General features: G+C 50.0%; 33 protein-coding genes. All 33 read right to left on the bottom strand.

The genetic code is table 11. From position 1 onward, the window contains the following. Positions 1 to 46 precede the first annotated feature (46 nt). Positions 47 to 430 carry a 50S ribosomal protein L17 gene (gene rplQ, locus AZF00_RS02265; RefSeq protein WP_008248288.1) on the bottom strand — a complete coding sequence of 128 codons (384 nt, stop codon included), beginning with the start codon at positions 428 to 430 and terminating at the stop codon, positions 47 to 49. A gap of 64 nt (positions 431 to 494) precedes the next feature. After that, on the bottom strand, positions 495 to 1,496 hold the full coding sequence (locus tag AZF00_RS02260; RefSeq protein WP_008248297.1) for a DNA-directed RNA polymerase subunit alpha: 1,002 nt from the start codon (positions 1,494 to 1,496) through the stop codon (positions 495 to 497). Positions 1,497 to 1,529: 33 nt separating this feature from the next. After that, positions 1,530 to 2,150: a 30S ribosomal protein S4 gene (rpsD, locus tag AZF00_RS02255; protein ID WP_008248299.1), complete on the bottom strand. Its 621-nt coding sequence runs from the start codon at positions 2,148 to 2,150 to the stop codon at positions 1,530 to 1,532. A gap of 23 nt (positions 2,151 to 2,173) precedes the next feature. Beyond that, positions 2,174 to 2,569, bottom strand: a complete 396-nt coding sequence (gene rpsK, locus AZF00_RS02250) for a 30S ribosomal protein S11 (RefSeq protein WP_008248301.1) — start codon at positions 2,567 to 2,569, stop codon at positions 2,174 to 2,176. A gap of 72 nt (positions 2,570 to 2,641) precedes the next feature. Further along, the gene (gene rpsM, locus AZF00_RS02245; RefSeq protein ID WP_008248303.1) at positions 2,642 to 2,998 is read right to left on the bottom strand and encodes a 30S ribosomal protein S13; all 357 of its coding nucleotides are present in this window, start codon (positions 2,996 to 2,998) and stop codon (positions 2,642 to 2,644) included. 125 nt (positions 2,999 to 3,123) lie between these two features. After that, a complete protein-coding gene (gene rpmJ / locus AZF00_RS19045) occupies positions 3,124 to 3,240 on the bottom strand; it encodes a 50S ribosomal protein L36 (protein ID WP_008248307.1) in 117 nt (38 codons plus the stop codon). 36 nt (positions 3,241 to 3,276) lie between these two features. After that, positions 3,277 to 4,605, bottom strand: coding sequence for a preprotein translocase subunit SecY (gene secY, locus AZF00_RS02240; RefSeq protein WP_008248313.1), 1,329 nt, complete (start codon positions 4,603 to 4,605; stop codon positions 3,277 to 3,279). A gap of 12 nt (positions 4,606 to 4,617) precedes the next feature. Beyond that, complete coding sequence (rplO, locus tag AZF00_RS02235; RefSeq protein WP_008248315.1) at positions 4,618 to 5,052, bottom strand: 50S ribosomal protein L15; 435 nt, start codon at positions 5,050 to 5,052, stop codon at positions 4,618 to 4,620. 12 nt (positions 5,053 to 5,064) lie between these two features. Further along, positions 5,065 to 5,241, bottom strand: coding sequence for a 50S ribosomal protein L30 (rpmD, locus tag AZF00_RS19040; RefSeq protein WP_008248318.1), 177 nt, complete (start codon positions 5,239 to 5,241; stop codon positions 5,065 to 5,067). Positions 5,242 to 5,260: 19 nt separating this feature from the next. Further along, entirely contained in the window at positions 5,261 to 5,773 is a 513-nt protein-coding gene (rpsE, locus tag AZF00_RS02230) for a 30S ribosomal protein S5 (RefSeq protein ID WP_008248319.1), read from the bottom strand. A gap of 11 nt (positions 5,774 to 5,784) precedes the next feature. Beyond that, positions 5,785 to 6,135: a 50S ribosomal protein L18 gene (rplR, locus tag AZF00_RS02225; protein ID WP_008248320.1), complete on the bottom strand. Its 351-nt coding sequence runs from the start codon at positions 6,133 to 6,135 to the stop codon at positions 5,785 to 5,787. Between the two features lie 10 nt (positions 6,136 to 6,145). Continuing rightward, positions 6,146 to 6,679 (bottom strand): 50S ribosomal protein L6, encoded by a 534-nt coding sequence (gene rplF, locus AZF00_RS02220; RefSeq protein WP_008248321.1) that lies wholly within the window; start codon positions 6,677 to 6,679, stop codon positions 6,146 to 6,148. Between the two features lie 25 nt (positions 6,680 to 6,704). Next, positions 6,705 to 7,100 carry a 30S ribosomal protein S8 gene (gene rpsH / locus AZF00_RS02215; protein WP_008248322.1) on the bottom strand — a complete coding sequence of 132 codons (396 nt, stop codon included), beginning with the start codon at positions 7,098 to 7,100 and terminating at the stop codon, positions 6,705 to 6,707. A gap of 55 nt (positions 7,101 to 7,155) precedes the next feature. After that, the gene (gene rpsN / locus AZF00_RS02210; protein ID WP_008248324.1) at positions 7,156 to 7,461 is read right to left on the bottom strand and encodes a 30S ribosomal protein S14; all 306 of its coding nucleotides are present in this window, start codon (positions 7,459 to 7,461) and stop codon (positions 7,156 to 7,158) included. 14 nt (positions 7,462 to 7,475) lie between these two features. Then, entirely contained in the window at positions 7,476 to 8,015 is a 540-nt protein-coding gene (gene rplE, locus AZF00_RS02205) for a 50S ribosomal protein L5 (protein ID WP_008248334.1), read from the bottom strand. A 13-nt stretch (positions 8,016 to 8,028) separates the two neighbouring features. After that, positions 8,029 to 8,346, bottom strand: coding sequence for a 50S ribosomal protein L24 (gene rplX / locus AZF00_RS02200; RefSeq protein WP_008248337.1), 318 nt, complete (start codon positions 8,344 to 8,346; stop codon positions 8,029 to 8,031). A gap of 33 nt (positions 8,347 to 8,379) precedes the next feature. After that, positions 8,380 to 8,748, bottom strand: coding sequence for a 50S ribosomal protein L14 (gene rplN / locus AZF00_RS02195; RefSeq protein WP_008248339.1), 369 nt, complete (start codon positions 8,746 to 8,748; stop codon positions 8,380 to 8,382). A gap of 59 nt (positions 8,749 to 8,807) precedes the next feature. Then, the gene (gene rpsQ, locus AZF00_RS02190) at positions 8,808 to 9,074 is read right to left on the bottom strand and encodes a 30S ribosomal protein S17 (RefSeq protein WP_008248341.1); all 267 of its coding nucleotides are present in this window, start codon (positions 9,072 to 9,074) and stop codon (positions 8,808 to 8,810) included. A 2-nt stretch (positions 9,075 to 9,076) separates the two neighbouring features. Then, positions 9,077 to 9,268 (bottom strand): 50S ribosomal protein L29, encoded by a 192-nt coding sequence (rpmC, locus tag AZF00_RS02185; RefSeq protein WP_008248343.1) that lies wholly within the window; start codon positions 9,266 to 9,268, stop codon positions 9,077 to 9,079. Next, positions 9,268 to 9,681 carry a 50S ribosomal protein L16 gene (rplP, locus tag AZF00_RS02180; RefSeq protein ID WP_008248345.1) on the bottom strand — a complete coding sequence of 138 codons (414 nt, stop codon included), beginning with the start codon at positions 9,679 to 9,681 and terminating at the stop codon, positions 9,268 to 9,270. Before rplP ends, rpmC begins: the two co-directional genes overlap by 1 nt. Before the next feature lie 11 nt (positions 9,682 to 9,692). Next, positions 9,693 to 10,367, bottom strand: coding sequence for a 30S ribosomal protein S3 (rpsC, locus tag AZF00_RS02175; protein ID WP_008248346.1), 675 nt, complete (start codon positions 10,365 to 10,367; stop codon positions 9,693 to 9,695). Between the two features lie 14 nt (positions 10,368 to 10,381). Beyond that, positions 10,382 to 10,720: a 50S ribosomal protein L22 gene (gene rplV / locus AZF00_RS02170; RefSeq protein ID WP_008248347.1), complete on the bottom strand. Its 339-nt coding sequence runs from the start codon at positions 10,718 to 10,720 to the stop codon at positions 10,382 to 10,384. A gap of 25 nt (positions 10,721 to 10,745) precedes the next feature. Further along, the gene (gene rpsS, locus AZF00_RS02165) at positions 10,746 to 11,021 is read right to left on the bottom strand and encodes a 30S ribosomal protein S19 (protein WP_008248348.1); all 276 of its coding nucleotides are present in this window, start codon (positions 11,019 to 11,021) and stop codon (positions 10,746 to 10,748) included. 37 nt (positions 11,022 to 11,058) lie between these two features. Next, entirely contained in the window at positions 11,059 to 11,883 is an 825-nt protein-coding gene (gene rplB, locus AZF00_RS02160) for a 50S ribosomal protein L2 (RefSeq protein ID WP_008248355.1), read from the bottom strand. A gap of 17 nt (positions 11,884 to 11,900) precedes the next feature. Further along, positions 11,901 to 12,197: a 50S ribosomal protein L23 gene (rplW, locus tag AZF00_RS02155; RefSeq protein WP_008248356.1), complete on the bottom strand. Its 297-nt coding sequence runs from the start codon at positions 12,195 to 12,197 to the stop codon at positions 11,901 to 11,903. Further along, on the bottom strand, positions 12,194 to 12,811 hold the full coding sequence (gene rplD / locus AZF00_RS02150; RefSeq protein WP_008248357.1) for a 50S ribosomal protein L4: 618 nt from the start codon (positions 12,809 to 12,811) through the stop codon (positions 12,194 to 12,196). The genes rplW and rplD overlap by 4 nt, the downstream gene beginning before the upstream one ends. 11 nt (positions 12,812 to 12,822) lie before the next feature. Further along, on the bottom strand, positions 12,823 to 13,467 hold the full coding sequence (rplC, locus tag AZF00_RS02145) for a 50S ribosomal protein L3 (protein ID WP_008248360.1): 645 nt from the start codon (positions 13,465 to 13,467) through the stop codon (positions 12,823 to 12,825). A 120-nt stretch (positions 13,468 to 13,587) separates the two neighbouring features. Next, positions 13,588 to 13,899 (bottom strand): 30S ribosomal protein S10, encoded by a 312-nt coding sequence (gene rpsJ / locus AZF00_RS02140; protein WP_008248372.1) that lies wholly within the window; start codon positions 13,897 to 13,899, stop codon positions 13,588 to 13,590. Positions 13,900 to 14,132: 233 nt separating this feature from the next. Continuing rightward, positions 14,133 to 15,356 carry an elongation factor Tu gene (gene tuf, locus AZF00_RS02135; protein ID WP_008248373.1) on the bottom strand — a complete coding sequence of 408 codons (1,224 nt, stop codon included), beginning with the start codon at positions 15,354 to 15,356 and terminating at the stop codon, positions 14,133 to 14,135. Between the two features lie 30 nt (positions 15,357 to 15,386). After that, positions 15,387 to 17,495: an elongation factor G gene (fusA, locus tag AZF00_RS02130; protein WP_062382920.1), complete on the bottom strand. Its 2,109-nt coding sequence runs from the start codon at positions 17,493 to 17,495 to the stop codon at positions 15,387 to 15,389. Positions 17,496 to 17,528: 33 nt separating this feature from the next. Continuing rightward, positions 17,529 to 17,999: a 30S ribosomal protein S7 gene (gene rpsG, locus AZF00_RS02125; protein WP_008248375.1), complete on the bottom strand. Its 471-nt coding sequence runs from the start codon at positions 17,997 to 17,999 to the stop codon at positions 17,529 to 17,531. A gap of 110 nt (positions 18,000 to 18,109) precedes the next feature. Beyond that, complete coding sequence (rpsL, locus tag AZF00_RS02120; RefSeq protein ID WP_008248376.1) at positions 18,110 to 18,484, bottom strand: 30S ribosomal protein S12; 375 nt, start codon at positions 18,482 to 18,484, stop codon at positions 18,110 to 18,112. A gap of 137 nt (positions 18,485 to 18,621) precedes the next feature. Beyond that, a complete protein-coding gene (rpoC, locus tag AZF00_RS02115; protein WP_008248377.1) occupies positions 18,622 to 22,833 on the bottom strand; it encodes a DNA-directed RNA polymerase subunit beta' in 4,212 nt (1,403 codons plus the stop codon). Positions 22,834 to 22,902 lie beyond the last annotated feature (69 nt).

The following is a 22,902-nucleotide window of genomic DNA, read 5'->3' as shown; positions in this document are numbered from 1 at the left end:
AAAAAAAAGCCGACTTAAAAAGTCGGCTTTTTTGCTACGTCGAGACTTACTCGTCGTCAGCTTCTTCTGCTACTGGACGGTCAACCAATTCTACATAAGCCATTGGCGCCTTATCACCAGCGCGAAGACCGCACTTCATGATACGGATATAACCGCCCGGACGGCCTTCGTAACGAGGACCTAGGTCAGTAAACAACTTACCAACAGCAGCATTACAACGCAGTCTGGCGAAAGCCAAACGACGGTTAGCAACACTGTCTACCTTTGAAAGGGTAATCAAAGGCTCTGCATAACCGCGCAGTTCCTTTGCCTTTGGCAAGGTGGTTTTAATCATTTCGTGCTCTACCAACGACGCCGTCATATTGCGGAACATCGCTTTACGATGTGAGCTATTACGGTTTAATTGACGGCCACTATGACGATGACGCATGGCTTTTTCCTTTAATAAACGTTGCTATCTCAGCAAAAAATATTCGAGAGTTGCTTGCTTAAAATTAAGCGAGTACTCGGTCGTCGTTTCTAAGACTTGCTGGCGGCCAGTTGTCTAGGCGCAAACCCAAAGACAAACCACGCGATGCCAATACGTCTTTAATTTCGGTCAGCGACTTCTTACCAAGGTTTGGCGTCTTCAGAAGTTCAACTTCTGTGCGCTGCACCAAATCACCGATGTAGTAGATATTTTCTGCTTTCAGGCAGTTGGCAGAGCGCACTGTCAGCTCTAAATCATCTACCGGACGCAGCAGAATAGGATCTACTTCGTTCTCTTCACGTGATGGCTCGTTCTCACCTTCGCTTTCAAGGTCAACGAATACTGCCAGCTGCTGCTGAAGTATGGTTGCCGCGCGGCGAATCGCCTCTTCGGGATCAATCGTACCGTTGGTCTCTAAATCAAGAACCAATTTATCTAAGTCAGTACGCTGCTCAACACGAGCACTCTCAACCACATAACTTACGCGACTGATTGGGCTGTAGCTGGCATCCAATTGAAGACGACCGATTGAGCGGGTTTCTTCTTCGCCATTATCACGAGCGTCGGCCGGCACGTAACCGCGACCCCGAGCGATCGTCAGACGCATATTAATCTCGCCGTCGTCGTTCAGGTTAGCAATAACGTGATCGGTGTTAACAATTTCGATTTCGTGATCAGTCTGGATATCACCTGCAGTAACAACACCCGGGCCTTTTTTGTTCAAGCTCAAAATTGCTTGATCTTTGCCGTGCATGATTACTGCAACTTCTTTCAGGTTAAGCAGGATTTCAATAACATCTTCCTGCACACCTTCCATTGCACTGTACTCATGCAATACACCGTCAATCTCAACTTCGGTGATTGCACAGCCCGGCATAGAAGACAGCAAAATACGGCGCAAGGCATTACCCAGGGTATGACCAAATCCCCGCTCAAGCGGTTCTAAGGTCACTTTCGCGCGAGTCTGGCCAAATTCTTCAACTTGGATGACACGCGGGGTTAAAAATTCATTGACAGCACTTTGCATAATTCACCTGTAGTGATTTGTCCGGAGGTTAACTTACTTCGAGTAAAGCTCAACGATCAATTGTTCGTTGATCTCTGAAGACAAGTCGCTACGATCTGGCACGCTCTTAAAAACACCTTCCATCTTAGTGGCGTTAATGTCGATCCATGCGCAGTCACCGCGCTGTGCGGCCAGAGTAATCGCAGACTGAATCCGCAATTGCGCCTTAGCTTTCTCGCGAACACTTACTACATCACCAGCTTGAACTTGGTAAGACGGTACGTTTACCGTTTTGCCATTAACCAGTACTGACTTGTGCGATACCAACTGACGAGATTCGGCACGAGTAGAACCAAAACCAATGCGGTATACCACGTTGTCTAAGCGGCTTTCTAAAAGTTGCAGCAGGTTCTCACCAGTTGCGCCTTTACGACGAGCAGCTTTTGCATAATAAGCGCGGAATTGCTTTTCAAGAACACCGTACATACGACGTACTTTTTGCTTTTCACGCAACTGAACACCGTAGTCAGATAGACGACCACGACGTGCACCGTGCATACCGGGTGCAGTTTCTGCTTTACACTTTGAATCCAGCGGACGTACGCCACTCTTCAGGAACAGGTCGGTGCCTTCCCGTCTGGATAATTTACAGCTTGGGCCCAAATATCTAGCCATTTTCTGTATTCCTCAACTGTTAATTAAACGCGACGTTTCTTGGGAGGACGGCAACCATTGTGCGGAATAGGCGTCACGTCGGTGATGTTAGTAATCTTGTAACCGCAATTGTTCAGCGCGCGGACCGCAGATTCGCGACCTGGACCGGGGCCTTTAACTTGCACATCAAGATTTTTTAAACCGTAATCTTTCGCAGCGTTACCAGCGCGCTCTGCAGCGACCTGGGCAGCGAAAGGTGTACTTTTACGAGAGCCGCGGAAACCACTGCCGCCGGCCGTAGCCCAGCTCAATGCATTACCCTGACGATCAGTAATAGTAACAATCGTATTGTTAAATGACGCATGTATATGTGCGACACCATCCACGACGGTCTTTTTGACCTTTTTCCGTGGAGCTTGTTGCTTGCCTGGTTTGGCCATGTTCTATTTCCATCTCTAATATCAACACTACACAAGTGGTGTAGCTACACTAAAGGAATCACTGCCTTTAAATTACTTACGGATCGGCTTACGTGGACCTTTACGCGTACGCGCATTAGTCTTAGTACGCTGACCGCGAAGCGGCAGGCCTTTACGATGACGCAGACCGCGGTAGCAGCCCAAATCCAGCAGACGCTTAATGCTCATAGATACAGCGCGACGCAAGTCGCCCTCTACTGACATTTTGGCAATCTCGCCGCGAAGCGCATCTAGTTGCTCTTCAGATAAATCGCCGATCTTTGCATCTTCAGCGATAGTAGTTTTGGCACACAGTGCTTTAGCAGTAGTGCGGCCAATGCCAAATATATAGGTCAACGAAATAACAGCATGCTTGTTATCTGGTATGTTGACACCTGCTATACGAGCCATTCAGGTTACTCCAATTAAGCCTAATTCTTCCAACGCCTAGCAATGACCGGTAACAGGAAACCACCGCACGAAAGGCGCAGTAGTCTACCCGTACTGAGGTTGTAAATCAACCCCAACCGTATTACTTAGCCCTGCCGCTGCTTATGACGAGGTTCGACGCTACAAATAACGCGAACAACACCCTTGCGGCGAACAATTTTACAGTTTCGACAGATCGTCTTTACTGATGCGCGTACTTTCATTGTGACACTCCAAACTAGCAATCAGGTTGGTGCGCCTTAGCGCACACCACCGCCGTAATTTTTCAAATTGGCCTTTTTCAAGACCGAGTCATACTGATGAGACATAAGGTGCGATTGAACCTGCGCCATGAAATCCATCACTACCACCACTACGATCAGCAATGATGTACCACCGAGATAAAACGGCACATTCCACATCACTACCAAGAACTGCGGTAACAAACACACGCCAGCAATATACATCGAGCCGAACATGGTCAATCGGGTTAATACACCATCGATGTAGTTAGCCGTTTGCTTACCAGGACGAATCCCGGGTAAAAATGCGCCTGAGCGTTTTAAGTTATCTGCGACTTCATCAGGGTTAAACATCAACGCCGTATAAAAGAAGCAGAAAAACACGATCAAAGCCGTAAACATAATAATATTCAGGGGCTGGCCGGGTCCGATTGCCAGAGCGAGCTCTTGCAACCATTCCATGCCTTCACCGCTCTGACCGACCCACTGCGCAATAGACGCAGGGAACAATAGAATAGAGCTAGCGAAAATCGCCGGTATAACACCCGCCATATTCACTTTCATCGGCAAGTGGCTAGACTGCGCCTGATACATCTTATTACCGCGCTGCTGCTTGGCGTAATTCACCGTAATACGGCGTTGACCGCGCTCGATGAAGACCACCAAATACACCACCGCTACCGCCAGCACTAACACCGCCAACAGCACTAATACATTGAGCTCACCCTGACGCGCCTGCTCCAGAGATTGCCCGACCGCCGAGGGCAAGCCCGCGACGATGCCTGCGAAGATCAACATGGAGATGCCGTTACCAACACCGCGCTCGGTTAACTGCTCACCAAGCCACATCATGAAAATCGCACCTGTTACCAGTGACACCACGGCAACAAAGTAAAAACTGAAATCTGCACTGTAAGCCAAGCCCTGATTAGCCAAACCTACCGTCATACCAACCGCTTGAAGCAGCGCAAGTACAACCGTTAAGTAGCGGGTATACTGACTGATCTGCCGACGGCCTGACTCGCCTTCTTTCTTCAGCGCTTCGAGCTGAGGACTCACCGCCGACATCAGCTGCATAATGATCGATGCAGAGATGTACGGCATGATACCCAACGCCAATATACTCATACGCTCCAAGGCACCGCCCGAGAACATATTAAACAAACCAAGTACCGTGCCCTGATTCTGATTAAACAGCGCGGCGAGTTGATCCGGGTTAATGCCCGGTACCGGAATGTGAGTACCGATGCGATAAACAATTATCGCTAGCAGTAGAAAACGAAGGCGAGCCATCAGCTCGCCTACTCCGGATTGACTTCCAGCTGATAATGGACTGGATTTCGCCATGGGGATCTCGCCTTATTCCTCGACTTTGCCGCCCGCTTTTTCAATAGCTTCGCGCGCGCCTTTTGTTACTGCCAAACCTTTTACAGTAACTGCCTTGTTCAGATCACCGGACAGAAAGATCTTTGCACGCTCAATATTGCGACCGACTAAGTCAGCACGCTTCAAGGCATCAAGATCAATCACGCCATCACCAGCTGCTGCGAGCTCAGCGGTGCGAATTTGTGCAGTCACGCGTGACAGGCGCGAAGTAAAACCATACTTCGGCAGACGCTTTTGCAAAGGCATCTGACCGCCTTCGAAACCAGGACGTACACTACCGCCTGAACGCGACTTTAAACCTTTGTGACCACGACCTGCGGTTTTACCCAAGCCACTACCGATACCACGACCTACCCGTTTACTATCTTTAACTCGACCGGGAGCCGGGCTCAGCGTGTTTAAACGCATATCGCTCATCACTTATCCCTCAACACGTACTAAATAGTTGACCTTATTGATCATACCGCGCACTGATGGAGTGTCTTCCACTTCAACAGTGTGGCGAATACGACGCAAGCCAAGACCAGCGACGCAGGCCTTGTGCGACTTTAGCCGTCCTGTAACAGAACGAACTAGTGTGACTTTAATCTTGCTCATTGCAAATCCTGCCTATTTCTTAGCCCAAGATCTCTTCAACAGTCTTGCCGCGTTTAGTTGCGACCTCTTCTGGTGAAGAAACGCTTACCAATGCCTTAACAGTTGCACGAACCACGTTTACCGGGTTTGTCGAACCGTAGCACTTGGCCAGTACGTTATGAATGCCGGCAATTTCAAGCACCGAGCGCATTGCACCACCGGCAATAACACCAGTACCTTCAGATGCAGGCTGCATGTAAACCTTGGAGGCACCGTGACGGCCTTTGACAGCGTATTGGATGGTATCACCCTTTACGTCTACCTGGACCATATTACGGCGGGCAGCTTCCATCGCCTTTTGGATAGCGACCGGCACTTCACGCGCCTTGCCGCGGCCAAAGCCGACTTTACCATTGCCATCACCAACTACAGTTAGAGCAGTGAAGCTGAAAATACGGCCACCCTTGACCACCTTGGCAACACGGTTTACCTGCACTAATTTCTCTTGCAAGCCTTCAGTGTTCGCTTTGTCTTTCTGATCGTTATACGCCATCGCCTAAAACCTTAGAATTCCAAACCACCTTCACGGGCAGCATCTGCCAGCGCCTTGACACGGCCGTGGAATTTAAATCCACTGCGGTCAAAGGCGACCTTTGTCACGCCTGCGGCTTTCGCGCGGTCGGCGATCAACTTGCCCACACTAGCGGCTGCAGCAACATTACCAGTCGCACCAGCACGCAACTCTTTATCTAGTGTAGAGGCACTCGCCAACACGACATCACCTGTAGCAGCTATAAGCTGAGCATACATATGACGCGGTGTGCGGTGAATGCTAAGACGTACGGCGCGGAGCTCACGCATTTTAAAGCGAGCACGGCGGGCACGACGTAATCTTGATACTTTCTTATCGCTCATAACCTAGCCTTTACTTTTTCTTCGCTTCTTTACGACGGACGTTTTCGTCTGCGTAGCGAACACCCTTACCTTTATAAGGCTCTGGTGGACGGAACGCGCGGATCTCGGCCGCTACCTTACCCAGTATTTGCTTGTCAGTACCACTCAAGACAATCTCTGTCTGAGTCGGGGTATCGACTGTTACGCCTTCTGGTAACGCATAATCAATGGGGTGAGAAAAACCCAACACCAAATTAATGCTATTACCAGTGGCCTTAGCACGGTAACCAACGCCGTTTAGGATCAACTTACGCTGAAATCCTTCGCTAACACCAACACACATATTGTTAGTCAATGAACGAGTAGTACCCGCCATCGCCCAACCGTTTTTCGCGCCTTCACGCGCTGAGAATACTAAACGCCCGTCTTCTTGCTTCACTTCAACAGACTGGTGCAAAGGCAGCACTAAGCTACCCTTTTTACCTTTGACTGCGATGCTGCTGGCGTCGAGCTTGACTTCAACCCCTGCGGGGATAGTCACTGGACTTTTCGCTACTCTTGACATGTTAAGAACTCTTTAAACTGTCGCGTTAGAAAACAGTGCAAAGCACTTCGCCGCCCACACCGGCCGCTCGCGCTGCACGATCAGTCATCACACCATTACTGGTAGATACAATCGCGATGCCCAAACCGGCACGCACTGATGGCAATTCGTCTTTACCAGCGTAAGCGCGCAGACCTGGACGGCTTACCCGATGAATCTCAGCGATTACCGGCTTACCCTGATAGTACTTCAACTCAACTGTCAGCTGCGCTTTGCCACCATCGGCTTCAACGCGCGAACTAGCGATATAACCTTCGTCTTCCAGTACCTTTGCAACCGATACCTTAAGTTTTGAAGAAGGCATCTGAACAGCAGTTTTACCTGCCATCTGAGCGTTGCGGATACGTGTAAGCATATCCGCTAAAGGATCTTGCATGCTCATGTTTTGCTCCCATTAAACGCCGCGGCCATAGCCAGCGACAGCAAAATTCCCACTATTACCAGCTAGCCTTAACTAAGCCGGGGACATCACCGCGCATAGCGGCTTGACGAAGCTGGTTACGGCAAAGACCGAACTTGCGGTATACACCGTGCGGACGACCCGTGATCTGACAACGACGACGCTGACGTGATGGACTTGCATCACGCGGAAGCTTTTGCAGCTTAACCTGCGCATCCCACTTTTCTTCATCGCTAGAATTTACGCTGGCGAAAATCGCTTTAAGCTCAGCGCGCTTTGCAGCGAATTTTTCGACAGTTTGGGCACGTTTCAATTCGCGCGCTTTCATTGACTGCTTTGCCATGTCCCCTGAACCCCTTAACCTTTAAACGGAAAGTTAAACGCCTTTAAAAGCGCGCGACCTTCGTCGTCATTACGAGCAGTAGTCGTGATCGTAATATCCATACCGCGTAGTGTATCAATTTTATCGTAATCAATTTCCGGAAAAATAATCTGTTCCGTTACGCCCATCGCGAAGTTACCGCGACCGTCGAATGATTTCGGGCTGATACCGCGGAAGTCACGTACGCGAGGAATAGCGATACTGACTAGGCGATCCAGAAATTCATACATGTTTTCGCCGCGCAGAGTTACTTTGCAGCCAATTGGCCAACCATCACGGATTTTAAAACCTGCGATTGATTTGCGCGCCTTGGTCACCACTGGCTTCTGACCTGCAATCTTTGTCAGATCGGACAGTGCTGCCTCAAGAACCTTTTTGTCTCCAGCCGCTTCACCTACACCCATGTTCAGGGTGATCTTGGTAATGCGCGGAACTTCCATAGGGTTAGCCAAAGCCAGCTCTTCAATCAGCTTTGCCTTTAACTCAGTTTGGTAAAGTTCACCTAATCGTGCCATTTTTCAATAACCCCTACGCGTTGATCGCTTCGCCGCTTGATTTAAAAATACGGGTCTTGCTGCCGTCTTCGGCCACCTTAAAGCCCACGCGATCCGCCTGCTTGGTAGACGGGTTATAAATAGCAACATTAGAAACCTGGATCGCCGCTTCTTTCTCAACGATACCACCGGCCACTCCCAATTGCGGGTTTGGACGCTGGTGTTTCTTCATCATATTGATGCCGGAGACCAGTAACTTGTTGTCGGCCAAAACTTTCTGGACAACACCGCGCTTACCTTTGTCTTTCCCGGTTAAGACGATAACTTCGTCTTCACGCTTAATCTTACGCATAACCTGACCTCAGCCTTCTCTCCACACCTGGAACTACAGTACTTCCGGTGCCAAAGAGATTATCTTCATGAACTTCTCGCCACGCAATTCACGCGTTACTGGCCCAAAAATACGGGTACCAATAGGTGCGTTGTTATTGTTTAGCAACACTGCAGCGTTATCGTCAAACTTGATCAGCGAACCGTCTGGACGACGAACACCTTTCTTAGTACGAACTACAACAGCTGTCATTACCTGACCTTTTTTCACTTTGCCACGAGGGATAGCCTCTTTGACTGTGACTTTGATCAGATCACCGACTCGTGCATAGCGACGATGAGAGCCGCCAAGCACCTTGATGCACATAACGCGACGTGCGCCACTGTTATCTGCAACTTCCAAATAGCTTTCTGTTTGAATCATTTCTTACTCCAAACCAGTCAACAGTGCATCAAGCGATTGCACACAGGCCGCCGGCCAAATTAAACCTGGGTAGCCGTTACATCTACGCTCAACAAAGCCCAAGTTTTTAACTTGGACACTGGACGCGTTTCGCAAACTGTCACTACATCACCAATTTTGCACTCATTATTTTCATCATGAGCGTGAACTTTAGATGAGCGCGTTATGTACTTACCGTACATCGGGTGCTTTACCCGACGCTCAATCAGTACTGTGATGGTTTTATCCATCTTGTCACTGACCACTTTACCGGTGGCTGTACGAGCACTTTTTGCTACTTCTGACATTTTTAGTTACCTGCCTTTTCCTGGAGCACAGTTTTAACGCGTGCGATTTCCTGACGAGTTTTCTTCAGCAAATGCGTTTGCGCTAACTGGCCGGTACTCTTTTGCATGCGAAGCTTGAACTGATCTTCAAGCAGCTGCAACAGTTGGGCATTAAGATCTTCAACTGATTTATCGCGTAACTCTAAAGCATTCATCACATCACCACCCGTCTAACAAATGCGGTCGGCACAGGAATCTTTGCTGACGCCAAGGCGAATGCTTCACGCGCTAATTCTTCAGACACGCCTTCCACTTCGTACAAGACCTTGCCCGGCTGAATCTGTGCGACCCAGTATTCAACATTACCCTTACCTTTACCCTGACGAACTTCCAGAGGCTTTTCGGTAATTGGCTTATCTGGGAAAACACGAATCCAGATTTTTCCACCACGCTTGATGTGACGCGTCATTGCTCGACGTGCCGCTTCAATCTGGCGTGCTGTAATACGGCCGCGACCGACTGCTTTAAGGCCAAACTCGCCAAAGCTGACCCGGCTACCGCGTTCTGCCAGACCACGGTTGCGTCCTTTGTGTTGCTTGCGAAACTTTGTGCGCTTCGGCTGTAACATTTGCGTAACCCTTACTCTGAACCTTTCTTAGCCTTAGCTTCGACCGCTTCTTTTCTGGTTCCCAGGATTTCTCCCTTAAAGATCCAGACTTTGACACCAATGATGCCGTAGGTCGTAGCCGCTTCGTGTGTCGCGTAGTCAATATCAGCACGGAGTGTGTGCAAGGGCACACGGCCTTCGCGATACCACTCAGTACGAGCAATTTCTGCACCACCGACACGCCCACTAACTTGTACCTTAATGCCTTCTGCACCTTGGCGCATCGCATTCTGTACCACACGCTTCATAGCGCGACGGAACATAACACGGCGTTCAAGCTGCTGAGCGACGTTCATGGCTACCAACTTCGCTTCCATATCCGGCTTGCGGATCTCTTCGATGTTGATATGAACTGGCACACCCATCTTCACTGACAGCTCTTTACGAAGCTTGTCGACATCCTCACCCTTTTTACCGATAACGATACCGGGGCGCGCTGTGTGAATCGTGATGCGTGCAGTTTGCGCCGGACGCTCAATAACAATACGGCTTACTGAAGCGTGAGAGAGCTTTTTCTCAAGCAACTCACGTACTTCCAAATCCATTACTAGGTGCGCGGCGTAGTTTTTGCCACTCGCGTACCAAACGGAATTATGTTCTTTTACGATTCCCAGCCGGATGCCGGTCGGGTGTACTTTCTGACCCATGTGGTCTCTCCTACCTAGCCTTCGCCGTCTGCGACTTTAATCGTGATGTGACAAGATCTTTTCAGAATACGGTCCGCACGACCCTTTGCCCGAGGACGAAGACGTTTCATCGTCGTACCTTCATCTACAAAGATTGTCGAAACTTTCAATTCGTCAACATCTGCGCCTTCATTGTGCTCAGCATTGGCGATTGCGGAGTTGAGCACTTTCTTAATAATGCTCGCCGCTTTCTTGGAGCTGAACGTCAGCAGATCTAGCGACTCTTCTACACCCTTTCCGCGAATTTGGTCAGCAACCAAACGCGCCTTTTGGGCAGAGATTCGTGCGCCTTTTAAACGTGCTGCTACTTCCATCTTAAAAGCCTCTCCCGGCCCAAGCTTAACGCTTGGCCTTTTTATCGGCCACGTGACCCTTATAGGTCCTAGTCGCGGCAAATTCACCCAATTTGTGACCAACCATGTCTTCGGAAATAATAACCGGGACATGCTGACGACCGTTATGAACAGCGATTGTCAGAGCCACCATTTCAGGCAGAATCATGGAGCGACGCGACCACGTTTTAATGGGGCGACGATCGTTTTTTTCTACCGCTACTTCAACCTTCTTCAACAAATGAAGATCGACAAACGGACCTTTCTTTAATGAACGTGGCACAAGCTAATCCTCTTTACTCTAATTGACGTCTGATCGATTATTTATCGCGACGACGTACAATTAGTTTGTCTGTACGCTTATTTTTACGGGTCTTATACCCTTTGGTCGGCATACCCCAAGGAGATACAGGGTGACGACCACCAGAAGTACGACCTTCACCACCACCATGTGGGTGATCTACCGGGTTCATCGCCACACCGCGAACGGTAGGACGAACACCACGCCAACGCGAGGCACCGGCCTTACCCAACTTACGCAAGCTGTGCTCGCTGTTGGATACTTCACCCAATGTTGCTTTGCACTCTGATAATATCTTGCGCGTTTCACCACTACGCAGACGAATCGTCGCGTACTGACCTTCACGAGCAACCAACTGAGCAGAAGTACCGGCACTGCGCGCGATCTGCGCACCTTTACCAGGCTTCATCTCAACACAGTGAACTGTGCTTCCCAGAGGGATGTTGCGAATAGGCAGAGTATTACCAGCCTTAATTGGCGACGCCTCACCAGAGATAATTTGATCTCCAGCCGAAACACCTTTTGGCGCAATAATGTAACGACGCTCACCGTCGGCATACATCACAAGAGCAATGAATGCGGTGCGGTTAGGATCATACTCTAAACGCTCGACGCGTGCAGGAATACCGTCCTTATTACGCTTAAAATCTACCAAGCGATAATGCTGCTTATGACCACCACCAACGTGACGAGTGGTGATACGACCGTTATTATTACGGCCGCCATTGCGCGACTGACTCTCAAGCAGTGGCTTGTGCGGTGCACCTTTGTGTAGATCCGGGTTTACAACCCGAACAACAAAGCGACGGCCGGGAGAAGTCGGTTTACTTTTTACAATTGCCATTTGACTAAACTCCAGACTTATTCAGCGACCGCAAAGTCAATGTCTTGACCCTGCGCAAGGCTTACATACGCTTTCTTCCAGCTTGACTTTTTGCTCAAACCAAAACGATTACGCTTAACCTTACCTTTTACGTTCACTGTACGAACATCCAACACACTGACTTTAAAAAGCATTTCTACCGCTTTCTTAATTTCCAGTTTGTTAGCATTCGGCAGCACCCGAAAAACTACCTGATTATTAAGCTCTGTGCTCGCTGCACTTTTTTCAGAAACGTGCGGGCCGAGCAGTACCTTATAGATGCGCTCTTTATTCATCCCAACAGCTCCTCAAACTTTTTCAATGCAGCAACAGTGATAACCACTTTGTCGTAGCCAATCAGGCTTACTGGGTCAACACCACTTACATCGCGAACATCAACATTGTGCAGATTGCGCGCAGCAAGATACAAATTGCCGTTCACTTCTTCTGTCACAACCAAGGCACCTTCAAGACCGTACTCACCAAGCGACTTAACCAGCAGCTTCGTTTTAGGTGACTCAAGTGCAAATTCTTCAACCACAACCAAGCGCTCCTGACGAGCCAACTCAGACAGAATCGTGCAAAGCGCGGCACGATACATTTTACGGTTTACTTTTTGAGTATGATCCTGTGGACGCGCAGCAAATGTCACGCCGCCCCCACGCCAAATTGGCGAACGGATTGTACCAGCACGTGCACGGCCAGTACCTTTTTGACGCCAAGGCTTCTTACCGCCACCACGAACATCAGAACGTGTCTTTTGAGCACGAGTACCCTGACGCGCACCGGCCATATAAGCCACTACTACTTGGTGCACCAGATCTTCGTTAAACTCGCGTGCAAAGGTGACATCAGATACCTGAACTGTCCCCGCTGCCCCGTTACCGGGTTTCGCAATACTTAATTCCATTGCATCGCCCCCTAGGATTTTTTAGCTTTTACAGCAGGACGTACGAATACATCACCACCTGGAGCACCTGGAACCGCACCCTTGACCAAAATCAAGTTGCGTTCAGCGTCCACACGAACAACCTCAAGAGTCTGAACCGTTACGCGCTCAGCACCCATATGACCCGACATCTTCTTGCCCTTAAAAACTCGACCAGGCGTTTGACACTGACCAATTGAGCCGTTAGAACGGTGAGACAAAGAGTTACCATGAGTTGCGTCTTGCATGGCAAAGTTCCAGCGCTTTATACCGCCCTGAAAACCCTTACCTTTAGACTGACCAGTGACATCAACCTTTTGGCCCGCTTCGAATGCAGTAACAGTTAGCTCAACACCAACTTCAGGGGCTTCTTCGCCCTGCTCCAAACGAAACTCCCACAAACCACGACCAGCCTCAACTCCGGCTTTTGCAAAGTGACCTGCTTCTGCTTTAGGGATACGCGATGCTTTGCGAGCGCCAGTAGTAATCTGGATTGCCCGATAGCCATCGACATCATCTGCCTTGACACGAGTAACGCGATTAGGATCAACCTCAATCACGGTTACCGGAATAGAAATACCGTCTTCTGTAAAAACGCGCGTCATGCCGCTTTTACGACCGACCAAACCTATAGTCATTGCTCCAACCTCTCAGTGTACGGGGCTAACACCCTCTATGGCCGCGCTTTAACACGCGTTACACAACCCAGGGCCAGCCCCCGAGCGGGTCTGAAAAAAATATTCAGTGTTTACTTGTTTTTAGCCGAGGCTAATTTGAACTTCTACACCAGCCGCCAAATCTAACTTCATCAGCGCGTCTACAGTTTTTTCTGTAGGCTCTACGATGTCCAACATGCGCTTATGGGTGCGGATCTCATACTGATCACGCGCATCCTTGTTTACATGTGGAGAGACCAGGATTGTAAAACGCTCTTTGCGCGTTGGCAGAGGAATTGGACCTCTAACCTGAGCACCAGTACGTTTTGCAGTGTCCACAATCTCTTGCGTAGACGCATCAATGAGGCGGTGATCAAAAGCTTTTAAACGAATTCTTATCCGTTGGTTCTGCACCTGATCAAACTCCCATCCCGAATAAATCCGGACCCTCGCCATTTGTCGCCGAGGTAACCCGAAAAAAGGAAGCGGAATGTTAAAGATATACCCAGACATTGTCAACACAATATCCAATCATTTCTCTACGCAAACCACAACTAATTACAAAGCCGGCAAAATTACCGGTGAACAACTAAGAAAGGGAGGCAAAACCTCCCTTTCCCAAACAAATACCGCCTTAGCGGTAATGCTTATTCTACGATTTTAGCAACAACGCCGGCGCCTACAGTACGGCCACCTTCACGAATTGCAAAACGCAGACCTTCTTCCATCGCGATTGGCGCAATCAAAGTTACGTCCATCTTCACGTTGTCGCCAGGCATAACCATTTCAGTACCTTCCGGCAGCTCACAAGCACCAGTCACGTCCGTGGTACGGAAGTAGAACTGAGGACGGTAGCCTTTAAAGAACGGCGTGTGACGGCCACCCTCTTCTTTGGACAGTACGTATACTTCACCTTCGAAACGAGTGTGAGGCGTGATTGAACCGGGCTTAGCCAGTACTTGACCACGCTCTACGTCGTCGCGCTTAGTACCACGCAACAACACACCTACGTTCTCACCAGCGCGACCTTCATCAAGCAGCTTGCGGAACATTTCAACACCAGTACATACAGTCTTGGTGGTGTCGTGAATACCAATGATCGCTATCTCATCACCGGTGCGCAGAATGCCACGCTCGATACGGCCAGTTACCACTGTACCGCGACCAGAGATAGAGAATACGTCTTCAATCGGCATCAGGAACGGCAGGTCAACTGCACGCTCAGGCTGTGGAATATAAGAATCCAAGGCCTCGATCAATTTCTTAACGGCAGTGGTGCCCAGTTCGTTATCGTCCTGGCCATTCAATGCCATCAGTGCAGAACCCGCAATAATCGGGGTATCGTCACCGGGGAATTCGTACAGATCAAGCAGCTCACGCAGCTCCATCTCAACCAACTCCAGCATTTCATTGTATTCTTCACTGCCCACGCCGCCGCAATCTTCAGCCAGCAGGTCAGCTTTGTTCAGGAATACTACGATATAAGGTACGCCAACCTGACGTGACAGCAGGATGTGCTCGCGCGTCTGAGGCATTGGGCCGTCAGTGGCGCCACATACCAGGATCGCGCCATCCATCTGCGCAGCACCGGTGATCATGTTTTTTACATAATCGGCGTGACCTGGGCAGTCAACGTGCGCGTAGTGACGAGTAGATGAATCATACTCGACGTGAGAGGTCGCAATGGTGATACCACGTGCACGCTCTTCAGGTGCATTGTCGATACCATCAAACGCCACTGCCTTACCGCCATACACTTCCGCACATACACGGGTCAGTGCTGCAGTCAGCGTGGTTTTACCATGGTCAACGTGACCGATGGTGCCCACGTTCAAGTGGGGCTTATTACGTTCAAACTTTTCCTTAGCCACAATATATTCCTCGCATAAAGGTTTTAAAAATTAAGCTCTGTTTTTAGCCATGATTTCTTCGGTAACGTTACGCGGCGCTTCAAAATACTTTTCGAATTCCATCGTAAATGTCGCCCGCCCCTGGGTCGCACTGCGCAAATCGGTTGCATAACCGAACATCTCTGCCAGTGGTACCTCGGCATTAATAACCTTGCCAGACAGACATTCATCCATGCCCAAGATTATGCCGCGACGACGGTTTAGATCGCCAACGACGTCACCCATGTTTGCCTCAGGGGTAACAATCTCTACTTTCATAATGGGTTCAAGCAAGACCGCACCGCCCTCTTGAGCGAGCCGTTTTGTCGCCATAGAGGCGGCAACCTTAAACGCCATTTCATTAGAGTCTACGTCATGGTATGAGCCATCAAATGCGGTCGCCTTAAGCCCCAACAAGGGATATCCAGCTAACACGCCATTTTGCATTTGCTCAGCAATACCTTTTTCAATTGCAGGGATGTACTCCTTAGGAACCACACCACCAACAATCTCGCTGACAAATTCAAGTCCTTCGGCATTTGAATCTTCACCTGGCTCAAAACGAATCCAGACGTGACCAAACTGACCACGACCACCAGACTGACGTACAAACTTACCCTCAATCTCACAGGTATTGCGAATCGCCTCGCGGTAGGCTACTTGCGGCTTACCAATATTCGCCTCAACACTAAACTCGCGACGCATACGGTCGACAAGGATATCGAGGTGCAACTCACCCATACCAGAGATAATACACTGACCGGTTTCTTCGTCAGTTTTGACCCGGAAAGACGGATCTTCCTGGGCCAACTTACCCAAGGCAATACCCATTTTTTCCTGATCCGCCTGAGACCGCGGTTCCACTGCCACCGATATTACCGGCTCAGGAAACTCCATGCGCTCCAGCACAATGACATTATTCGGATCACACAGCGTGTCTCCGGTCGTCACGTCCTTCAAGCCGATGGCCGCAGCAATATCACCCGCCCAGACTTCTTTAATCTCTTGACGGTCGTTTGCGTGCATCTGCACCATACGACCGACACGCTCTTTCTTACCCTTTACCGAATTAACGATGGCAGTTCCGCTTTCCAACTTTCCAGAATAAACCCGAAAGAAAGTCAGGGTGCCCACAAAGGGATCAGTCGCGATTTTAAATGCCAATGCCGAAAAAGGCGCATTATCATCTGCTTCGCGGGTAGCGAGCGTTTCGTTCTTATCGTCGAGCGTACCTTCAATGGCCTTAACTTCGGTCGGCGAAGGCATATACTCAACGACGGCATCAAGCATTGCCTGAACACCTTTATTTTTAAAGGCCGAACCACCAAACACCGGAATGATTTCGTTAGCCAAGGTACGCTTGCGAATACCGGCCTTGATCTCTTCCTCGCTTAGCTCACCACCTTCAAGATATTTTTCCATCATCTCGTCTGTCGCTTCAGCAGCAGCCTCGATCATGTACTCGCGCATTTTTTCACACGCAGACAACATCTCAGCAGGAATCTCTTCATAGTCGAAGGTCATACCCTGATCAGCTTCATTCCAGATAATGGCTTTCATTTTGATGAGATCAACGACGCCGCGAAACTCTTCTTCGCTACCGATCGTCATCTGCATTGGCACTGCGACCGCACCCAAGCGGGTACGCAACTGCTCAACAACCCGAGTAAAATTAGCGCCCATTCGGTCCATTTTGTTCACAAAGACCAAACGCGGCACTTCATACTTATTAGCTTGGCGCCAAACAGTTTCGGTTTGAGGTTGCACACCAGACGAACCGCACAAAACCACCACAGCACCATCGAGCACCCGTAGCGACCGCTCAACTTCTATGGTGAAGTCAACGTGCCCCGGGGTATCGATGATATTGATGCGATGCTGCTCAAACTGCTGCTGCATGCCAGACCAAAAACAGGTGGTCGCAGCAGAGGTGATTGTAATACCACGCTCCTGCTCCTGAGCCATCCAATCCATCGTCGCAGCGCCATCATGAACTTCGCCGATCTTGTGCGACATACCGGTATAGAACAACACCCGCTCTGTCGTCGTCGTCTTGCCCGCGTCAACGTGGGCACAGATACCAATATTGCGATATCTTGAGATAGGCGTTTTACGTGCCACTATGCTTCCCCATTTAAACTCTGGTGTAACTTCTTAGAAGCGGTAATGGGAGAACGCTTTGTTAGCTTCAGCCATGCGATGCACGTCTTCACGCTTCTTAACTGCAGAGCCCTTGCCCTGCGATGCATCGATAATCTCACCAGCCAAACGCTGACGCATAGATTTCTCGCCACGGCCACGAGAGTAGTCAACCAACCAACGCATTGCCAAAGCAGTACGACGGCTAGGACGAACCTCTACAGGCACCTGATACGTAGCACCACCAACACGGCGAGACTTAACCTCGACCATAGGTGCGATATTTTCTAGGGCAGTGTCGAAAGCCTCTAGTGGGTCAGTATTCAGGCGCTCTTTAACCAAGTCCAAAGCTCCATATACGATGCGCTCTGCAACTGATTTTTTACCACTGACCATTACATGGTTCATAAACTTGGCCAGGGTCAGGTTGCCAAATTTTGGATCTGGCAGTATTTCTCGCTTAGCGGCGACGCGTCTTCTTGGCATATCTCTATCTTCCTTTGTCTTCAGGTAAATCCAAACACCGGGCCGCCCTTACAGCGATGAGACGATGGTTTGGCCTTACTTAAGGTCTGTTTAAGTAGCGTTAAATCGAATTACGACTTAGGACGCTTAGTACCGTATTTAGAACGAGCTTGCTTACGGTTGTTAACACCGGATGTATCTAGGCTGCCGCGAACAGTGTGGTAACGCACACCTGGCAAATCCTTTACACGGCCGCCGCGGATCAGCACTACGCTGTGCTCCTGCAGGTTGTGGCCTTCACCACCGATGTAAGATGAAACTTCAAAGCCGTTAGTCAAACGCACACGACATACTTTACGCAGTGCCGAGTTAGGCTTTTTCGGGGTAGTGGTGTAAACACGAGTACATACGCCGCGACGCTGTGGACATGCCTGCAATGCAGGAACGTCACTTTTAGCCGCTTTACGCTTTCTCGGCTGACGAACCAACTGGTTGATCGTTGCCATTCATAAACTCCAAAAAACTAAAGACCAGGGCACCAATGCACTGGCCGACCAACTGCCGAAACCACCGGCAGCTTATAAAAAAAGTGGAGCGCGAATTCTAAAGACGCACTCCACTCCCGTCAAGTAGTCAAATTTACTCAGCCGTTATCGCTGAGCGCCTCTGACAGCGCCGCTTCAACATCTTGTGCTGACACGGTTTTACTCAGTTCTTCTTTCTTGATCTTGCGATCGCGGTGATATGCCAAGCCCGTTCCCGCAGGAATCAAGCGGCCTACAACCACGTTTTCTTTCAAGCCGCGCAGATGATCGCGCTTGCCGGTAACCGCCGCTTCGGTCAGAACCCGCGTCGTTTCCTGGAAGGAAGCCGCCGAAATAAAGGATTCTGTTGCTAGCGAGGCCTTGGTAATACCCAACAATTCACGCTCATAGCTTGCACAAATCTTGTCGGTGTTGTGAAGAATTTCATTCTCCTCTACCACGCGCACATATTCAGCCTGCTCACCTTTAATAAACGATGAGTCGCCGGAGGTCAGAATATTGACCTTGCGGAGCATCTGACGAACGATAACTTCGATGTGCTTATCGTTGATCTTTACACCCTGCAGACGGTAAACGTCCTGAATTTCGTTGACGATATACTTCGCCAATTCCTCAACGCCTTTCAGGCGCAGAATATCGTGGGGGCTCAATGGACCTTCCGATACAATTTCGCCCTTCTCAACCTGCTCACCTTCGAACACGGTCAAAGTACGCCATTTAGGAATGAGCACTTCGTAGTAATCAGAGCCATCAGCCAACGGCTTGCCGTCGGCAGGTGTAATAATCAAGCGGCGCTTGCCTTTGGTTTCTTTACCAAAGCTCACAGTACCGGAGATCTCCGCCAAAATTGCGGGCTCTTTCGGCTTACGCGCTTCGAACAAGTCAGCAACCCGTGGCAAACCACCGGTAATGTCTCGTGTTTTCGAGCTTTCTTGTGGAATACGAGCAACAACATCACCGACTTTCACGGTAGCGCCATTTTCCAAGGATACAATTGCATTCTCAGTCAGGAAGTAGTGAGCTGGTACGTTTGTACCTGCCAAGCACAGCTCGTCGCCATTGGGGTCAACCAAGGTCACTGCTGGGCGCATATCTTTACCCGCAGCTGGACGCTCGCCCTGATCCATAACCGAAATACTGGTCAAACCGGTCAATTCATCAGTTTGACGCTTAACGGTAATACCTTCTTCCATACCGGACATCTTAACGATACCCGCTACTTCAGTGATAATTGGGTGAGTGTGCGGATCCCAGGTTGCAACGATATCGCCCGCTGCCACTTCGGCGCGGTCGGCAACCTTAATCAAGGCACCGTAAGGCAGCTTATAACGCTCGCGCTCACGACCGCTCTTGTCGGTAATAGCCAGCTCACCAGAACGGCTTACCGCCACTAGGAAGCCATCTTCACGCTCAACGTATTTCAGATTGTGCAAACGGGCCTTACCGTCTTGTTTAACCTGAATATTGTCGACCGCAGTTGCCCGCGATGCCGCACCACCGATGTGGAAGGTACGCATGGTAAGCTGAGTACCGGGCTCACCGATAGACTGAGCAGCAATAACACCCACCGCCTCACCACGGTTAACCAAGTGGCCTCGCGCCAGATCGCGACCGTAACAAGCAGAGCAAACGCCGTGACGAGTTTCGCAGGTAATTGGCGACCGCACATCGATCTCGTCGATACCCATCTCTTCCAGTGCGATAACGCCTTTCTCGTCGAGCATCACGCCCGCTTCAACAGCTATTTCATCGGTGCCAGGAATAAATACATCGCGAACAACCAGACGACCCAGTACGCGGTCACCCAAGGTCTCGATGATGTCACCACCTTCGATAACGGGGGTCATGGTCAGACCTTCAGTAGCGCCGCAATCGTCTTCGGTAATAACCAAATCCTGAGCAACGTCAACCAGACGCCGAGTCAAGTAACCAGAGTTAGCCGTCTTCAATGCCGTATCGGCCAAACCTTTACGCGCACCGTGAGTCGAGATGAAGTACTGAAGTACGCTCAAACCTTCACGGAAGTTTGCGGTGATCGGCGTCTCGATGATCGAGCCGTCTGGCTTAGCCATCAGACCACGCATACCAGCTAGCTGACGAATCTGGGCTGGCGAACCACGCGCACCGGAGTCAGCGTAGATATAAACCGAGTTGAAAGAGTCTTGCATCTCTTCCTCACCCTTGCGGTTTATAACTGGCTCTTTAGACAGACCTTCCATCATCGCCTTGGAAACCATGTCGTTCGCACGGGACCAAATGTCGATAACTTTGTTGTATTTCTCACCCTGGGTTACCAGACCAGAAGCATATTGCTTCTCGATCTCAACCACTTCAGCATCAGCGGCCGCAACAATACGCGCCTTAGCTTCTGGGATTTCAAAATCGTTAACACCAATCGATGAACCGGAGCGAGTAGAGTACTCAAAACCGGTGTACATCAGTTGGTCGCCAAGGATTACGGTAGCTTTCAAGCCAACGCGACGGTAGCACTCGTTAAGAATACGAGAGATCGCCTTCTTGGTCATGGCATGGTTAACCATGTCGAAGGGCAGACCTTCAGGCACAATCCGCCACAACAGCACACGGCCAATGGTGGTATCAACGATGGAGCGTGTTTCAGTACGCTCGCCGTTCTCACCAAAACTCACCTCTGTCAGGCGGCACTTAATACGCGCCTGCAAATGCGCCAAACCGGTAACATACGCGCGATGCACTTCTTCTGGGTTAGCGAACACAGTGCCTTCACCAGCGCCATTTACACGGTCGCGGGTCATCCAGTACAGACCCAATACCACGTCCTGAGAAGGCACGATGATCGGCTCGCCGTTAGCGGGCGATAGGATGTTGTTGGTGGACATCATCAGCGCGCGAGATTCCAGCTGCGCTTCAATTGTCAGCGGTACGTGTACCGCCATTTGGTCACCGTCAAAGTCAGCGTTATAGGCCGCACACACCAAGGGGTGCAACTGAATTGCCTTACCTTCGATCAGCACCGGCTCAAACGCCTGAATACCCAAGCGGTGTAGGGTTGGTGCGCGGTTCAGCAGTACTGGATGCTCGCGAATAACGTCAGCGAGAATATCCCATACTTCTGGCGGCTCACGCTCAACCATTTTCTTAGCGGCTTTAATGGTAGTTGCTAAACCACGTGCTTCGAGCTTGCCGAAGATGAATGGCTTAAACAATTCAAGTGCCATTTTCTTAGGCAGACCGCACTGATGCAGACGCAAGGTAGGTCCAACCACGATAACCGAACGACCAGAGTAGTCGACTCGCTTACCCAAAAGGTTTTGACGGAAACGACCCTGCTTACCTTTGATCATGTCTGCCAAAGATTTCAACGGACGCTTGTTCGAGCCAGTGATGGCACGACCGCGACGACCGTTATCCAGCAGCGCATCAACTGATTCTTGCAGCATACGCTTTTCGTTACGCACAATGATGTCAGGTGCATTCAGATCAAGCAGACGCTTTAAACGGTTGTTACGGTTGATCACCCGGCGATACAAATCGTTAAGATCCGAGGTCGCAAAACGGCCACCATCCAGCGGTACCAAAGGACGCAAATCCGGCGGCAAAACTGGCAGAACCTTCATGACCATCCACTCTGGCTTGTTGCCAGACTCGGCCAAGGCTTCAATCAGCTTCAGACGCTTAGACAGCTTTTTAATCTTGGTTTCAGAGTTGGTCGCGGGAATTTCTTCGCGCAGACGCTCAATCTCAACCGGTAGGTCAAGCTCCATCAGCAGATGCATGATGGCTTCGGCGCCCATCTTGGCCACGAAGTCGTCACCAAACTCTTCCATTGCCTCAAAGAATTGCTCGTCGCTTAGCAACTGGCCTTTCTCGAGGGTAGTCATGCCTGGGTCAGTAACTACGTAAGATTCGAAGTACAAAATACGTTCGATATCACGCAGGGTCATGTCCAATAGCAAACCGATCCGGCTTGGCAGTGACTTCAAAAACCATATGTGAGCAACTGGGCTAGCCAGCTCTATGTGACCCATGCGCTCGCGACGCACTTTAGCCAGTGCAACTTCAACGCCACACTTCTCACAGATTACGCCGCGATGCTTCAGGCGCTTGTATTTACCGCACAGACATTCGTAGTCTTTTACGGGTCCAAAAATTTTGGCACAAAACAAGCCGTCACGCTCAGGCTTGAAAGTACGGTAGTTAATGGTTTCTGGCTTTTTTACTTCGCCAAAAGACCAAGAACGAATTAGCTCCGGTGACGCCAAACCGATACGAATAGAGTCAAACTCATCGTTCGGTTGTCCCTGTTTTAATAGACTTAATAAATCTTTCAAGGCCGTTCCTCCGCAAGGGTATTCAACAGGTGCCCGCTACAAAGCTGTAGCGGCACCCCTTGCCATCTC

It is taken from the genome of Zhongshania aliphaticivorans, assembly GCF_001586255.1.
GTDB classification, from domain to species: Bacteria; Pseudomonadota; Gammaproteobacteria; order Pseudomonadales; family Spongiibacteraceae; genus Spongiibacter; species Spongiibacter aliphaticivorans.
The sequence above is the reverse complement of the archived record's forward strand: the minus strand, read 5'-3'. Positions and strand labels throughout refer to the sequence as shown.